The sequence below is a fragment of the Nocardia sp. NPDC051900 genome (assembly GCF_044452545.1).
GTDB classification, from domain to species: Bacteria; Actinomycetota; Actinomycetes; order Mycobacteriales; family Mycobacteriaceae; genus Nocardia; species Nocardia sichangensis.
The window spans coordinates 54285-68996 of the sequence record NZ_JBITBU010000026.1 but is presented as its reverse complement, the minus strand read 5'-3'; the positions used below and the strand labels follow the sequence as shown (position 1 = coordinate 68996).

The window sequence follows — 14712 nt, the reverse complement described above, 5'->3', positions numbered from 1 at the left end:
CCATCGCCATACGGCGAGCCCGCGGCCGACCACAGTCCCGATGAACGGGACCGGCGGGTCGCTCACCAAGACGGGCGGCCTGCCATCGCGACCGGCGCGGGAAGGTCGACCCATGAGTGATCGGTATTCGGTCGCGCCTCGGGAGGCCGCCGACGTGCGCGCCTACGACCTCGAGACCGATGTGCTGGTGGTCGGTTACGGATGCGCCGGAGCGGCGGCGGCATTCGAGGCGGCGGCGAGCGGCGCGCAGGTGCTGGTGCTGGACCGGATGAGCGGTCCCGGCGGCGCATCCGTCCTCTCGGGCGGTGAGATCTATCTCGGCGGCGGCACACCGATCCAGCGGGCCTGCGGATTCGACGACGACCCGGGAGCCATGGCCGCGTTCCTGTCCGCCGCGCTCGGCCCGGGGGCGGATCCGGCCAAGATCTCTCGCTACAGCGAGGACAGCGTCGCGCACTTCCACTGGCTCGCCGACCGCGGCGTGCCGTTCAAGCCCACACTGTGGGACGCGCCGACGTGGGTACCGCCGACGGATGACGGGCTGATGTGGCTGGGAGAGAACAGCAAGCCGTTCTCCGACCTCGCCGGTCCCGCGCCCCGCGGGCATCGCCCGGCCACCGCCGACTTCGGCGGCAAGCTGCTCATGGACTGTCTGGCCGAGGCAGCGCGATCCGCCGGCGCGACAGCGCTTTTCGATACCAGGGCGACCTGCCTGATCCTGGCGGCCGACGGCACCGTCGTCGGTGTGGTGGCCCGGCGGTACGGCACGGAGCTGACCATCCGGGCACGTCGCGGCGTCGTGCTGACCACCGGCGGATTCGTGGACAACGACGCCATGCTCGCCGCCCACGCACCGAAACTGCTGGGGCACACCAAGGTCAGCGCGGGCACCGACGACGGAAGCGGGATCCGGATGGCGCAGGCGCTCGGCGCGGCCGTGCGGCACATGTCCACGGGCCAGGTCGGTATCTCGCTCGTTCCCGGCCTCGCCGCGCGCGGCATGGTGGTCAACGGGCACGGGCAGCGGTTCGTCAACGAGGACACCTATCCCGGCCGGATCGGCCAGGCGGCGCTGTTCCGGCACGGCATGCGGACCTGGGTCGTGCTGGACGAACGAGCCTTCGAGGAAGTGCCGGAACCACAGCGGTGGGGTGTGCAGCCGACCCATGTGGCGGAGACCGCCGAGGAACTCGCCGACCTGATGGGCGTACCGGCGGCCGCGCTGGCCGATACCGTCCGCCGGTACAACGACTTCGCCTCGCGCGGGGTGGATCCCGAGTTCGGGAAAGCGCCGCGCTGGGTGCGGCCCCTCACGCCGCCGCTCGCCGCGATCGACGTACGGGCGGGGGTGCGGCCACCGTCGGAATCCGGTGATCGCCGTGGGACCGGTGCGTCCGTGTTCACCCTCGGTGGTCTGCACACCTCGCTCGACGGCGCCGTACTCGATATCGACGGCGCCCCGATCCCCGGTCTGTTCGCCGCGGGCCGTGCCGCGAGCAACCTGCACGGCGAGGGCTACATCAGTGGCACTTCGCTCGGCGACGGCACCTTCTTCGGCCGCCGCGCAGGTACCGCCGCGGCCCGCACCAGCTGATCCGGACGGCGGGTTCCGGTCATCGGGATGGATCGGACCGGACGGCGCCGCACGGCCTAGCGTCGAAATACGGCACTACCAGGAGGACTACCGCATATGACCAACAAGGTGCTCGATCGGGTACGGGATCTGCTGCCCGCGATCCGGGAGCGAGCCGCCGACGCCGAACTGCAGCGCAGAGTGCCCGACCAGAGCATCCGGGAGCTGACCGAGGCCGGGGTGTTCCGCATGCTGCAGCCGTCCCGCTTCGGCGGCGACGAATCCTCACCGGTCGCGTTCTACGAGGTGATCCGCGCCATCGCGACCGCCTGCCCGTCCACGGCCTGGGTGTCCTCGGTGCTGGGCGCGCACCCGTGGCAACTGGCGTTGTTTCCGCTGCGGGCGCAGGAGGACGTGTGGAGCGCCGATCCGGACACGCTGGTCTCGTCGTCGTACGCGCCGACCGGCAAGCTGACACCGGTCGAGGGCGGTTTCGAGATCAGCGGTCGGTGGAGCTTCTCCTCCGGGTGCGATCACGCCCGCTGGGCCTTCCTGGGCGCGGTCGTGCCGAACGACGAAGGCGGTGCGGAGTATCTGACCGTTCTGGTGCCGCGTGCCGATTACCGCATCGAGGACGTCTGGCACGTGTCGGGGCTGTCCGGCACCGGCAGCAACGACATCGTCATCGAGAAGGCGTTCGTACCCGCCCACCGGACCTACAGCGCGAGTGAGCAGGCCGAGCTGCGCGGACCCGGACAGGAGATCAATACCGCTGCGCTGTACCGGATTTCGTTCGGCGCGGTATTCTCCAACACCATCACCGCACCCATCATCGGCGCCGCCCAAGGCGCGTACGAAGCGCACATCGAGCGCATGCGCGAGCGGGTGCGGATCTCCTACGGCGGGCAGAAGGCCGCCGAGGATCCGTTCGCGCACGTCCGCGTCGCTCGCGCCGCCTCCGAGATCGACGCCGCCGTCCTGCAGATGGAGCGCAACATCGGCGAACAGCTGCGCTACGCCGAGGCGGGGGAGGAGATCCCCCTCGAACTGCGGGTCCGCAGCCGCCGCGACCAGGTGCGCGGCACCGAACGCGCCATCGAGGCCATCGACCTGCTGTTCGACAACTCCGGCGGTCATGCGATCCGCAAACCCAATCCGATCGAACGGCACTGGCGCGACGCGCACGCCGGGAGCGTGCACGTGATCAACGACGTGGAGCGCGCGCTGGTCCTGTACGGCCGGGACGCGTTCGGCCTGCCGGTCACGGATCGGATGATCTGATGACGCTCACAGCGGAGAACACCACGCGCCGGAGCACGACGGGCGGGCTGGAACTGCGCTACCACGAAGCGGGGTCGGGCGCGCCGCTGGTGCTGTTGCACGGCTCCGGACCGGGCGTCTCGGGATGGGCCAACTTCGGCGCCAACCTGCCGGTGCTGGCCGAGCGTTTCCGTTGTCTGATCGTGGATCAGCCGGGCTTCGGCGCCAGTGGCCGCCCGCCGGTGTACGAACGCAACTATCTGCGCATCTCCGCCGACGCGGTGCTGGGCCTGCTCGATGACCTCCACCTGGAACGGGTGCACCTGCTCGGCAATTCGATGGGTGGCGCGGTCGCGACGCTACTGGCGCTGGAACATCCCGCCCGGATCGATCGGCTGGTGCTGATGGCGCCCGGTGGCGTCGGGGTGAACGTGCTGGGGCCCGAGCCGTCCGAAGGCATCACGCGCTTGCTGGAGTTCAGCGCCGCTCCCACCCGGGAACGGCTGCTGCCCTGGCTGCGCGCCATGGTGTCGGATCCGGCGACCCTCACCGAGGAGTTGATCGAGACCCGGTCGGCCGCCGCCTCCGATCCCGCCGCCATCGCCGCGCTGCGCGACGCGTACGCGACCTTCGCCGATCCCGCTCTCGCCGAACCGGTTCCGCTGTGGGCCCGGCTGCGCGGCCTGCGCGCCGAGACGCAGATCCTGTGGGGGCGTGACGACCGGGTGACACCGGTGGAGGCGGCGTTGTTCCCGGCACGGCAGATCCCGAACGCGGATCTGCGCGTCTTCGCCCGGTGTGGTCATTGGGTGCAGATCGAACGCAAGTCGGCGTTCGAGCGCGCGGTCGTCGATTTCCTCACCGCCGGTCTCTGACCGCCCGCCGTCCACGTCGATCACACCTCGTGATCGCGGACCCACCCCGCGATCTGGGTTCGGGAGGTGAAGCCGAGCTTGGTGAGAATGTGCTCGACGTGGGTCTCGGCGGTGCGCACCGAGATCACCAGCTCGGCGGCGATGCGTTTGTTGCTGTGCCCCGCCGCCACCAGCCGGGCGACGTCCTTCTCCCGGCGTGTGAGGACGTCCGCCGCCTGTGCCTCGACCGGAGCGGCCTGCGGCGGTCGCGCCGTGGCGGGCGCGCGTCCCAGCGCGTAATCGATCGCCTCGCTCAGCGACAGCGTCGCGCCGCTGTCGAAGATCTCCTCGAACTTCCGCTCGCCCAGTTCTTCTCGCACGCGACCACGCATCCTGTCACCGAGTACGCCGGTGATGGCGTGGGCGAGGCGTACCGTGCTGCGCGCGAGGATCTCCGCGGCGCCGAGCAGACGGGCGGCTCGCTCGAAGTCGGCGCGCGCGACCGCCGACCACGCCAGCCCTTCGAATCCGGAGGCGAGCCAGACGCATCGGTCGAACAGGCTGAACATCTCGACGGAGCGGGCGAGATATCCGGTCGCGGCACGCTGATCGCCGCGCCGCCAATGATCCAGCCCCATCGACCACTGCGCCAGCCCGCCGAGCAGATACGGTCCGCGCTCTGTGGTGACCTTCAGCAGCCGCTCGGCGAAGGCGGTCGAGCGTTCGTCGGCGAGCACCAGCGCGCACACGAACGCGAAGGCGAGGCTGTCCATCTCCATCGCGTGATGGCCGCACTCGGCCGCCAGATGCGTGGCGGTCTCGGCCAATTCGAGCGCGCGGGCGGTGTCGCCGTCGTTGAAGGCAAGCAGCGCCGAATCGAGCATCGCCTCCGCGAGGATGTCGGGGGCATTGACCCGGCGCGCCAGGGCAACGCATTCGTCCACCAACTGGCGCGCCGACCCGCGATCGGACAGCAACGCCGCGAGCGAGGCCGCCGCGGACAGCCCGCGTGCGCGCAGCTCGGTCGGTTCGCTCGACCTCGCCAGCGCGTCGGTCAGCCAGCGATAGCCCTCGGTGAGGAAGCGATTGTGCTCCCAGAACGGCCGCAGCACCGCCGCCATCTCGAGCGCCGACTCGGGTGCGTCGGTCAGGCCGAACTGTAGCGCCGCGCGCAGATTCGCGTGCTCGCGGTTCAGTTCGCGGAACCAGACGACGTCATCGGAACTCCAATACGCGGTGCGGCCGCGCAGTGCCAGCCGCCGGTAATGATCGCGGTGGCGGCCGCGCACCTCGGGCTCCTCGCCCCGCTCGGCCAGCCGGTCGCGGGCGAACTGCCGGATCGGCTCCAGCATCGAGTACCGCCCGACATCGCCGTCGTAGCGCAGACTCAGCACCGACTTGTCGACCAGGCCGGTCAGCGCGTCGATCACCGTGCGCCCGTTCGGTGCGGGCAGGCACACGGCTTCGGCGGCGTCGATGTCGAAGCCGCCGGAGAACACCGACAGCTGCTCCCACAAGCGCTGCTCGGCCGGGATGCACAGGTCGTAGCTCCAGCGGATCGCGCCCTCGATGGTCTGCTGTCGTTCCGGCGCGAGTCGCGGTCCCGCGCTGAGCAGGCCCATGGTGTCGTCGAGCCGGGTGAGGATCTGTTCCGGAGTGAACACGCGGAACCGCAACGCGGCCAGCTCCAACGCGAGCGGAATGCCGTCCAGCCGGCGGCAGATCGCGGCCAGCGCATCGCGATTCGCGGGAGTGGCCGCGAAGCCGGGGTTGGCGGCGGCGGCCCGCTCGGCGAGCAGTCGCATCGCATCGCTGTCGGTGGTCCCCGCGTCCGGTAGCGGCAAGGGCGCGACGGGCATGACCTGTTCGCCCTGCACGCCCAGCACCTCCCGGCTGGTCGCCAGCACGCGGACCTCCGAGGTGGTGGCCACGATCCTGCCCACCAGCCGCGCGCAGGCGTCGATCAGGTGCTCGCAGTTGTCCAAGATCAGCAGCAGCCGCTTGTCCGCGAGGAACTCGGTGAGCCGCCGCAGGGGCGCCGCCGTGTCGTCGCGCAACGCGAGGGCCTCCGCGACGGTCACCGTGACCAGATCCGGGTCCTGGACGTCGGCCAGCTCGACCAGCCACACCCCGTCCGGGAACGCGCGTGCGACCGCGACGCCGACTTGGCGGGACAGCCGGGTCTTGCCGACGCCGCCCGGACCGAGCAGGGTCAGCACGCGTGTCGTGGGCAGCAGCCGCTTCGCGGCGGCGAGTTCCTCCCGGCGCCCGACGAAGCTGGTGACCTCGGCAGGGAGGTTGCCGATGGGACGCCGCGCCATGGGTGTCAACCCTAGGTACCGCGCGGGGCGCGGAAGAGCGTTCTGGACAAATTCAACTCCGATGAACGTGCCCGCGGGCCCGTCCGGCGCGGGATCGGCGGCGGCGTTCCGGTGACCGCGGACGGATCGAACCGGCGCCGCTCACCGAGCGGCGGCAGCGGCGTCGACGTCGACGTCGCTGAGCTGATGGCGCATACGGTCGCGCTTGGCGCGCAGGTACCGCACGTTGTGCTCGGTGGGACTGGTCTGCAGCGGAATCCGTCGTTCGACGGCGATGCCGTATTCGGTCAATCCCGCTTGCTTGGCCGGATTGTTGCTGAGCAAGTGGACCGACCGCACTCCCAGGTCGGCCAGGATCCGCGCCGCGGCGCCGTAGTGACGGGCGTCGACGGGCAGCCCGAGTCGCAGATTCGCGTCGACCGTGTCGGCGCCCTCGTCCTGGAGCGCGTAGGCGCGCAGCTTGTTCAGCAGTCCGACGCCGCGCCCCTCTTGTCCGCGCAGGTACACCACGACCCCACGGCCCGCGGCGGCCACTGCCCGCATGGCGGCGTCGAGCTGCTCGCCGCAGTCGCAGCGCAGCGAGCCGAACGCGTCGCCGGTGAGGCATTCCGAATGCACCCGGGTCAGTACGTCGCGCTCGCCCGGCGCGCCGAACACCAACGCGAGGTGTTCGGTGTGGTCGGTCGTGTCCCGGTAGCCGATGAGCCGGAATTCGCCGAAGCGGGTGGGCAGCCTGGTCTCGACGACGCGCACGACGCCCGGCTCCAGCCTGCGGCGATGGTCGATCAGGTCGGCGATGGAAATGATCGGGATTCCGTGCACCCTGGCCATGGTCAGCAGGTCGGGGAGCCGGGCCATCGAGCCGTCGTCGCGCACCACCTCGGCGATGACCGCGGCGGGGCGCAAGCCCGCCATCCGCACCAGGTCGACCGCGGCCTCGGTGTGCCCTTGCCGACCGAGCACGCCACGCGGGTGCGCTCGCAGGGGGAACACGTGCCCGGGGCGAGTGAAATCCCGGGGTGCGGCGCCGGGATCGGCGAGCAAGCGCATGGTGTGCGCGCGGTCGGCGGCCGATATGCCGGTGGTGATGCCCGCCGCCGCGTCGACCGAGACCGTGTACGCGGTGCCCTTCGGGTCCTGGTTGATCGCCGTCATCGGCGGCAGCTCCAGCCGGTCCAGGTCGCTGCCCGTCATGGGCACGCACAGCACGCCGCTGGTGTGCCGCACCAGGAACCCGATGTTCGCCGCGGTCGCCTGCTCCGCGGCGAGCACCAGATCGCCTTCGTTCTCGCGGTCCTCGTCGTCCACGACGAGGACCATGCCGCCGTTCGCGATGGCCGCCACCGCGGCAGGCACCGAGTCCAGTTCACCGGTCATCGTCCGCCACCTCCATATGCCTAATAGAAATATGGCGGGGCCGGAACAGCCAGGTGGCGTCTCACTGAGTGAGGCGGTCGATATCCGTCAGCAGCTCGCGGGCGAAATCGCGCTCCGCCTCGTAGTGCCGCACGCACCAGCGCAGCACCAGTTCGGGATAGGCCCAGTCCGGATTCGCCTCGGCGCCCTGCGCGTCGGCCTCGGCGCGCCTGCGCATCTTCTCGGCGTACTCGATGTGCTCGGTGAGTATGTCGCGCATCCGGTCGGGTTCGGCGAGGTTGCCGAGCCATGCGCGCAGCATCACGCTGTGCTTGAGCACCGGCGCCTCCACCGGTGCGTGATTGACCCAGTTCGCCGCGGCCGCACGGCCTTCCGGCGTGATGGCGTACATCCGCTTGCCGCGCACGCCGTCCTCGTGCACCACCGTGCGGGAGCTGGCGTAGCCGTGCTTCTCGAGGCGTTTGAGTTCGGCGTAGATCTGGCTGAACGACGGGCTCCAATAGAAGAACTGCAGACTCCAGTCGGCCCATTTCTTGAGGTCGTAGCCGGAGAGTTCGTCGGCGTGCGAGAGCATGCCGAGTACGGCCCACGCGGTGGTCGGCAGGTCGGGCACCGCGGGTGTGACGCCATCGGTCATGGTCGGACTGTACCGCTCAGGCATATTCGGATTCGAACTATCGCCAGCGCGCCCGGCGCCCGAACAGCGTCCGTCCGGCCTCGTGGGAGATCTCGAGCAGCACCCGCGCCAGCTTGTCGAAGCTCATCGCCTCGGCTCGCCCGGACAGCGACAGGGCTGCGGGGGCGGTGCCGCGGCCCCGCAGGGGCGCTGCGACACAGGCGATTCCGTCCATCGCTTCCTCGCGGTCCAGCGCCACGCCCTGGCGCAGCCGGACCTGGGCCAAGGCGCGATGCAGCGCGTCGGGCTCGGTGATGGTGTGCGCGGTCCGTCGCGGCAGCCGGGAATGGAACGCGGCTTCGGCGATGGTCGGCTCGAGTGTGGCCAGCATGGCCTTGCCGAGCGCGGTGCAGTGCGCGGGCATGCGGCCGCCGAGGCGGGTCGGCAGCATCGCGGCCAAGCGCCCGCCCGCCTTGTCCAGGTACACCACCTCGCGCCCGTCGAGCACCGCCAGGTGTCCGACCATGCCGGTGCGCTGGCACAACTCGTGCAGCAGCGGGCTGACCGCGTCGCGGATCTCGTTGTGGTCGGCGGTGAGCCCACCCAGTTCCAGGGTTCGCATGCCGAGCCGGTATCCGCCGGACGTGTGGGCCAGCCACCGGAGCCGGATCATCTGGTCGAGGATCCGATGGACGGTCGAGCGCGGCAGGCCGGTGCGTTCCACCAAGCCGAGCAGCGTCAGCGTCGGGGTGGCCGCGTCGAACGCGTCCAGGATGAGGGTCATCCGCTCGATCATCGACACCGGCACCTCGGTTTCCACCCCCTTGGCGCGGGTCCGCCGCGGGACCCGGTCGGTGCGCGGCTCGCTGTCGGGCAGCAGGGTGACGGTCATTCGAACCTCCGTCGGTCACAGTCGGTCAACGTCGACCAGGCATTACGTGCTCGATCGTTTGTGTCTCCCATCACACTGACGACTTCGCAGCCGAGATGAATCGGGAGAACTACGTAGCTTCTACGGATCCGCATCTCGGTGACCGGACTCCGATCTTGACGACCCTCGGGCGAGCGCTGCTGTCATAGCTGACAGGTATATGCCTGATCGAAATAGGAGGCCCGATGGAACCGGTGCTCGAGATGGACGAATCGCCGCTGGACGTGCGCGACTTCAAAGCGGTGCTGGGTCGCTTCTGCACAGGCGTCACGGTGATCACCGCGCACTCGGAGGACGGGCCGGTCGGATTCACCTGCCAGTCGTTCTCGGCGCTGTCGCTGGAGCCGCCCGCGGTCTGCTTCTGCCCCGCGCGCACGTCCACATCGTGGCCGCGCATCCGGGCCGTGGGCCGGCTTTGCGTCAACATCCTGGCCCACGACCAGCAGGAGATCTGCCGCCGTCTCGCGCGCAGCGGCACCGACAAGTTCGCTGGGGTCGACTGGGAGCCCTCGCCCAACGGCTCGCCGCGGCTGGCCGGAGCCATGGCCTGGCTCGACTGCGAGATCGAGCAGGAGGTCGACGGCGGCGACCACACCATCGTCATCGCACGCGTCACCGCGCTGTCGGAGCATCGCGAGGCGCCTCCGCTGCTGTTCTACCGCTCCGCCTTCAGGCGGCTCGATGAGGCCTGAGCACCTCCCGGCCAGTGGGACTGCACATTTCCGGGGCGGGACGGCGAACCGAAATATCGAAGTGACAACCGTGCGCGAATCGTGGAGGAACCGATGACTACCGACACCGAGGTCCGAGTGATCGACGCGAGCGCTCCGCCCGCCCGCTACGCGCGCGGCTGGCACTGCCTGGGGCTCGCGCAGGACTTCCGGGACGGGAAACCGCATACCGTCGAGATCTTCGGCACCGAACTGGTGGTCTTCGCCGGTGCGGGCGGAGAGCTGTACGTGCTGGACGCCTATTGCAGGCACATGGGCGGGAACCTGGGGGACGGCCGGATCAAAGGCGACTCCATCGCCTGTCCTTTCCACGACTGGCGGTGGGGCGGCAATGGACGCTGCACCGGCATCCCCTACGGCCGCCGAGTTCCACCCCGGGCTCGGACCCGCTCGTGGCCGACGTTGGAGCAGAACAAGCAGCTGTTCGTGTGGAACGACCCGGAGGGAGATCCGCCCCCGGAGGAGGTCACCATCCCGCGCATCGACGGGGCGTTCAGCGACGAGTGGACCGACTGGACCTGGAACACCATGACGATCGACGGCGCGAATTGCCGCGAGGTCATCGACAACGTGGTGGACATGGCGCACTTCTTCTACGTGCACTTCGGGTTCCCGACCTACTTCAAGAACGTCTTCGAGGGTCACATCGCCAGCCAGTACATGACCTCGGTGTCGCGCGAGGACATGATGGGGGAGACCGCGAAGGCGTTGGGGGGCAAGAACGTCCTGCACTCTGATGCCTCTTACTACGGCCCGTCCTACATGATCGATCACCTGCGCAGCGAGAGTGCGGGCCTGACGGTCGAGGGCATCCTCATCAACTGCCACTACCCGGTGTCACCCACGAAATTCGTGCTGCAGTACGGCGCGATCGTGAAGAAGCCACACGGGGTGCCCGCGGAGCAGGCCGAGGAGATCGCGGCGAAGTTCGCCGGTGGCCTGGGCCGCGGCTTCGAGCAGGATGCCGCGATCTGGCAGCGCAAGACCCGCATCGACAACCCGCTGCTGTGCGAGGAGGACGGACCCGTCTACCAGCTGCGCCGCTGGTACGAGCAGTTCTACACCGACGTGGCCGACATCGATCCGAAGATGACCGACCGCTTCGAGTTCGAAGTGGACACCACCAGGGCGGTCACGGCGTGGGAGGCGGAGGTCGCCGAGAATCTCGCCGAGCAGCGCGCCGCCGCCGGAGCCTGAGCGGGGCCGCGATGGAACGGGTTACCTGCCGTATCTGCGCGACGTGTGTGCTCGTCGAGAAGTTCAGTCCGCAGCACACCAGCGTGCAGTGGAGCGCGGGCGCGGTGGCGGCGTGCGCCGAGTTCGCCGGCGCGGACAGTGCGCGGGTACGGACCTGCGTCGCGCTGCGCGACAGCATCGATGCCGCCGTCGCGGGCGGTCTCATCGACGTCAGCACCCGGGACGGGGACGTGCCGTGACAGCCGTGGAGGACCGAAGAGGAGACGCAGCAGTGGATCGAGCCCGAGCGGCCGTGGTGCCGGGGACCCGGGCCGAGGTTCCCGACGACACCGAGACCCGCCCCGGCGCATTCCTCACCCTGCGTGTGGCGCGGGTGATCCGGGAGACCCACGACGCGGTATCGCTGGAGCTGAGTCCGACCGCGGAGCAGTCGAATGCGATCGACTATCGGCCGGGCCAGTTCCTGACCCTGCGGATTCCGAGCGAGCTGACCGGCTCGGTGAGCCGCTGCTACTCGTTGTCGAGCGCGCCGCACGAAGCGGGGCCGCTGAAGGTCACGGTCAAGCGAACGCCCGACGGCTACGCGTCGAATTGGTTGTGCGACAACGCGGTCGCGGGCATGGATTTCCACGCGCTGCCGCCCGCGGGTGTCTTCACCCCGGCATCGCTGGACGAGGACGTGCTGTTGTTCGCGGCGGGCAGCGGGATCACCCCGGTGCTGTCGATCCTGAAATCGGTGCTGGCAGACGGAGCCGGGCACTGCGTGCTGATCTACGCCAACCGCGACGAGCGCTCGGTGATCTTCGCCGATGAACTCGCCGACCTGTCCGCCCGGCATCCCGGCCGCCTGGTCGTGGTGCACTGGCTGGAGAGCGTGCAAGGGCTGCCGTCGCGGCCGCAGCTCGCGGCGCTGGCCGGACCGTGGCGCGAGCGCGAGGCGTTCGTGTGCGGACCCGGCCCGTTCATGGACGCCGTCTCCGCCGCACTGATCGGGTCGGGCGCCGACCGCAAGCGCGTGCACGTCGAGAAGTTCGTGTCGCTGAACGGCGATCCGTTCGATACCGCCACGCCCGATGTCGTCGACTCCATCGACTCCGGCGACCACGCGGCGGTCGAGGTGGAACTCGACGGCGAGACGCGCGCACTTCCGTGGCCCCGCCACCAGGTCCTGCTCGACGTCCTTTTGGCCAACGGGCTGGAGGCGCCCTATTCCTGCCGCGAGGGCGCGTGCAGCGCCTGCACCTGCCGGGTCGTCTCCGGTCAGGTGGCGATGCGGCACAACGAAATTCTCGACGAGGCCGATCTGGCCGAGGGATACGTGCTGGCCTGCCAGGCGGTCCCGGTCACCGACACGGTGCAAGTCACCTATTCCTGAGGAGTACGACGAATCAATGGCTGACATCGCCTCGCTCGGCTACGTCCGAGTCGCCATCGCCGATGTGGCGGCCTGGCGCGCCTTCGCCTTCGACGTGATGGGTTTCGCGCAGGCCACCGGGCCGAATCCGGACAGTCTGTACCTGCGGATGGACGAGCACGCCTACCGTTTGGAACTGGTTCCGGCGGTACAGGACCGGGTGCTCGCCGTCGGCTGGGAGGTGCGCGACTACCGCGCGCTCGCCCGCGTGCGGCAGGCGCTGGAGCAGGCCGGTGTGACGGTCACGCCGCTCGCTCAGGAGCAGGTCGACGCACTACGCGTCGAGGAAGCCTGCACCTTCACCGACCCCGCCGGGTTCACCGTCGAGGTCTTCCACGGCCCGGTGCTCGACCACAGCCCGGTCGTCACTCCCCACGGAAACCGTTTCGTCACGGCGGGTTCAGGACTCGGCCACGTCGTGCTACCGGTGCCCGATCTCGAGGAGGCGAACCGTTTCTACTGCGAGATACTCGGATTCCTGCCGCGCGGCTCCTTCCGAGTGCCCACCCCACCCGGGGTGGGACCGGTACGCGTGCGGTTCCTCGGCGTCAACCAGCGTCACCACAGCCTCGCCTTGATCCCCGGCACCCGTCCCGACGGCCCTGGCCTGGTGCACATCATGGTCGAGGTCGACGAACTCGACGCCGTCGGCCGGGCGCTCGACCGCGTCATGCGGGCGGGTCTCCCGTTGTCGTCGACCCTCGGCAGGCACACCAACGACAAGATGATCTCCTTCTACGTCCGCACGCCCGGCGGCTGGGATCTCGAATACGGCACCGAAGGTCTGCTGGTCGACGAGTCCACTTACAGCGCGGAGGAGATCACCGCCGACAGCTACTGGGGCCACGAATGGTCACGTGGCTGATCCGGTGGCCCGGCTCGTCAGCCGCGCCTCGAGATCGAGCAGCTCGGCGCGGCGCAGTTTCCCGGCGTCGTCGCGCAGCGGGGTGTCGGTGAACCGGTAGGTGCGCGGGCATTTGTAGCGGACCAGTCGCGACTCGACGTGACCGCGAAGCCGCGCCTCATCGAGCGGGGCGTCGGTCTCGACCACGGCGTGGACGCGCCTGCCGAGGTCGTCGTCCGGTAGCCCGACGACCGCGCACCCGCGCACGCCGGGATACTCGGTGATCACGGCCTCCACCTCGGCGGGGAAGACGTTGGCGCCCCCGGTGACGATCAGGTCGGTGCGGCGGTCGCTGAGATAGAGGAATCCCTCGTCGTCCACGTGGCCCAGATCGCCGAGAGAATCCCAGCCCGGCCAGCCGGCGCGGGTGCGCGGTTCGGCGCCCACGTAGCGATAGCTGGGTCCGTCGCCCTCGGCCGGGCGCATGAAGATCTCGCCGACCACGCCGGGCGGGCACGGGCGTCCGTCGGCATCCAGGACGACGAACTCGCCGAAGACGGCGCGGCCGACCGAGCCGGGGTGGGTCAGCCAGTCCCGGCCGTCGATCAGCGTCATCATCTGATTCTCGGTGCCGCCGTACATTTCGTAGATCTTCTCGGCGCCGAGCAGCTCGATCCAGGCCCGCTTGAGCCACGGCGGGCAGGGCGCAGCCATGTGCCAGAGCCGCCGGACGGAGCCGAGGTCGTAATCCGTCGGCCGATCACGCACCTCGGTGAGCATGCGCGACATCATGGTCGGCACCACGGTCAGCCAGCTGACCCGGTGGCGAGCGATCGCCCGCAACGCCGTGCGCGCCTCGAATTTCGGCAACACGACCAGGTGCTGGCCCGCCAGGAGACCGAAGAACGAGGTATTGAACGGCGCGTTGTGATAAAGCGGGCCGCTGACGAGCTGGACATCGTCCGGTCGCTGACCGAGCACCGCGTTGAGCGGCGCGACGTCGAGCAGACCCGCCTGGCCGGACACGATCAGCTTCGGACGTCCGGTCGTCCCGCCGGAAGTCGGCGCCTTCCACGCGGGCGCGACCGGATAGTGGTCGAACGGCGCGTCGGAGAACTCTGCCGACAGCTCGTCCTCGTCCGGCGCCGTGGGTAGACCCGGTTCGGCGGCGCCGACCACCAGCCGCGGCCGCGCGAGCCGGAGCACGGCCGATCGCTCCGGTGCGGGAAGCCGCGGCGAGATGAGTTGCGGCACCGCGCCCAGCTTCCAGACCGCGAAGACCGTCGCGAAGTAGGACGGTTTGTTCGCCAAGGCGACGGTCACGTAATCGCCTCGGCGGACACCGAGTTCGGCGAAGTGCCTGGCTCGGCGATTGGCGGCCGACTCGAGGTCCTGCCGCGACCAAGTGTCGCCTTCGAACGTGATGGCCGCGGCGTGCGGGTCGGCGGCGGCCAGGTCGGTGAGGATCTGCCCGAGCGGCCGGGCGAGTGGATCAGGCACGGCGGGCGAACCTCGCGAGGAAGTCCGGGTCCACGATGTCGCCGTGGACTTGGACGTTGTGGCTGTGCGCGAGCTGATGCAGCGCGAAGGCCGT

The 14712-nt window shown here is 69.8% G+C and carries 13 protein-coding genes; 8 read left to right on the top strand and 5 right to left on the bottom strand.

The features are described from left to right. Positions 1–112: 112 nt before the first annotated feature. From ACIA5H_RS33260 to ACIA5H_RS33250, 3 genes are all read left to right on the top strand, one after another. Positions 113–1594, top strand: coding sequence for an FAD-dependent oxidoreductase (locus ACIA5H_RS33260; RefSeq protein WP_397079847.1), 1482 nt, complete (start codon positions 113–115; stop codon positions 1592–1594). 96 nt (positions 1595–1690) lie between these two features. Continuing rightward, positions 1691–2854, top strand: coding sequence for a 3-hydroxy-9,10-secoandrosta-1,3,5(10)-triene-9,17-dione monooxygenase oxygenase subunit (gene hsaA / locus ACIA5H_RS33255; RefSeq protein ID WP_379253712.1), 1164 nt, complete (start codon positions 1691–1693; stop codon positions 2852–2854). Continuing rightward, positions 2854–3708: an alpha/beta fold hydrolase gene (locus ACIA5H_RS33250; protein WP_397079845.1), complete on the top strand. Its 855-nt coding sequence runs from the start codon at positions 2854–2856 to the stop codon at positions 3706–3708. Before hsaA ends, ACIA5H_RS33250 begins: the two co-directional genes overlap by 1 nt. A gap of 20 nt (positions 3709–3728) precedes the next feature. Here ACIA5H_RS33250 and ACIA5H_RS33245 read toward each other — a convergent pair whose 3' ends face one another. From ACIA5H_RS33245 to ACIA5H_RS33230, 4 genes are all read right to left on the bottom strand, one after another. Further along, complete coding sequence (locus ACIA5H_RS33245) at positions 3729–6008, bottom strand: LuxR C-terminal-related transcriptional regulator (protein ID WP_397079843.1); 2280 nt, start codon at positions 6006–6008, stop codon at positions 3729–3731. Between the two features lie 141 nt (positions 6009–6149). Further along, on the bottom strand, positions 6150–7385 hold the full coding sequence (locus tag ACIA5H_RS33240) for a bifunctional 3,4-dihydroxy-2-butanone-4-phosphate synthase/GTP cyclohydrolase II (RefSeq protein ID WP_397079841.1): 1236 nt from the start codon (positions 7383–7385) through the stop codon (positions 6150–6152). A 61-nt stretch (positions 7386–7446) separates the two neighbouring features. Then, a complete protein-coding gene (locus tag ACIA5H_RS33235) occupies positions 7447–8022 on the bottom strand; it encodes a PadR family transcriptional regulator (RefSeq protein ID WP_379253708.1) in 576 nt (191 codons plus the stop codon). A gap of 37 nt (positions 8023–8059) precedes the next feature. Continuing rightward, positions 8060–8893 carry an IclR family transcriptional regulator gene (locus ACIA5H_RS33230; protein WP_397079838.1) on the bottom strand — a complete coding sequence of 278 codons (834 nt, stop codon included), beginning with the start codon at positions 8891–8893 and terminating at the stop codon, positions 8060–8062. 224 nt (positions 8894–9117) lie between these two features. Here ACIA5H_RS33230 and ACIA5H_RS33225 point away from each other — a divergent pair, with 224 nt between their 5' ends. The 5 genes from ACIA5H_RS33225 to ACIA5H_RS33205 all read left to right on the top strand — a co-directional run bounded on the left by ACIA5H_RS33225 (position 9118) and on the right by ACIA5H_RS33205 (position 13139). Then, positions 9118–9624 (top strand): flavin reductase family protein, encoded by a 507-nt coding sequence (locus ACIA5H_RS33225; protein WP_397079836.1) that lies wholly within the window; start codon positions 9118–9120, stop codon positions 9622–9624. 93 nt (positions 9625–9717) lie between these two features. Then, entirely contained in the window at positions 9718–10860 is a 1143-nt protein-coding gene (locus ACIA5H_RS33220) for a Rieske 2Fe-2S domain-containing protein (protein WP_379253706.1), read from the top strand. Positions 10861–10871: 11 nt separating this feature from the next. Further along, positions 10872–11099: a hypothetical protein gene (locus ACIA5H_RS33215; protein WP_355075456.1), complete on the top strand. Its 228-nt coding sequence runs from the start codon at positions 10872–10874 to the stop codon at positions 11097–11099. A gap of 56 nt (positions 11100–11155) precedes the next feature. After that, positions 11156–12235 (top strand): 2Fe-2S iron-sulfur cluster-binding protein, encoded by a 1080-nt coding sequence (locus ACIA5H_RS33210; RefSeq protein ID WP_379253876.1) that lies wholly within the window; start codon positions 11156–11158, stop codon positions 12233–12235. Positions 12236–12251: 16 nt separating this feature from the next. Then, on the top strand, positions 12252–13139 hold the full coding sequence (locus ACIA5H_RS33205) for a VOC family protein (protein ID WP_397079833.1): 888 nt from the start codon (positions 12252–12254) through the stop codon (positions 13137–13139). Here the strand turns inward: ACIA5H_RS33205 and ACIA5H_RS33200 are convergent. Next, entirely contained in the window at positions 13128–14618 is a 1491-nt protein-coding gene (locus ACIA5H_RS33200) for an AMP-binding protein (protein ID WP_397079831.1), read from the bottom strand. The two genes, ACIA5H_RS33205 and ACIA5H_RS33200, sit on opposite strands and share 12 nt — an antisense overlap. Positions 14619–14712: the final 94 nt, after the last annotated feature.

Coding starts and splice junctions, on each gene's coding strand:
- ACIA5H_RS33230 (WP_397079838.1), bottom strand. CDS start 8,893: ATGACCGTCACCCTGCTGCCCGACAGCGAGCCGCGCACCGACCGGGTC.
- ACIA5H_RS33235 (WP_379253708.1), bottom strand. CDS start 8,022: ATGACCGATGGCGTCACACCCGCGGTGCCCGACCTGCCGACCACCGCG.
- ACIA5H_RS33215 (WP_355075456.1), top strand. CDS start 10,872: ATGGAACGGGTTACCTGCCGTATCTGCGCGACGTGTGTGCTCGTCGAG.
- ACIA5H_RS33245 (WP_397079843.1), bottom strand. CDS start 6,008: ATGGCGCGGCGTCCCATCGGCAACCTCCCTGCCGAGGTCACCAGCTTC.
- ACIA5H_RS33260 (WP_397079847.1), top strand. CDS start 113: ATGAGTGATCGGTATTCGGTCGCGCCTCGGGAGGCCGCCGACGTGCGC.
- ACIA5H_RS33220 (WP_379253706.1), top strand. CDS start 9,718: ATGACTACCGACACCGAGGTCCGAGTGATCGACGCGAGCGCTCCGCCC.
- ACIA5H_RS33250 (WP_397079845.1), top strand. CDS start 2,854: ATGACGCTCACAGCGGAGAACACCACGCGCCGGAGCACGACGGGCGGG.
- hsaA (WP_379253712.1), top strand. CDS start 1,691: ATGACCAACAAGGTGCTCGATCGGGTACGGGATCTGCTGCCCGCGATC.
- ACIA5H_RS33240 (WP_397079841.1), bottom strand. CDS start 7,385: ATGACCGGTGAACTGGACTCGGTGCCTGCCGCGGTGGCGGCCATCGCG.
- ACIA5H_RS33205 (WP_397079833.1), top strand. CDS start 12,252: ATGGCTGACATCGCCTCGCTCGGCTACGTCCGAGTCGCCATCGCCGAT.
- ACIA5H_RS33225 (WP_397079836.1), top strand. CDS start 9,118: ATGGAACCGGTGCTCGAGATGGACGAATCGCCGCTGGACGTGCGCGAC.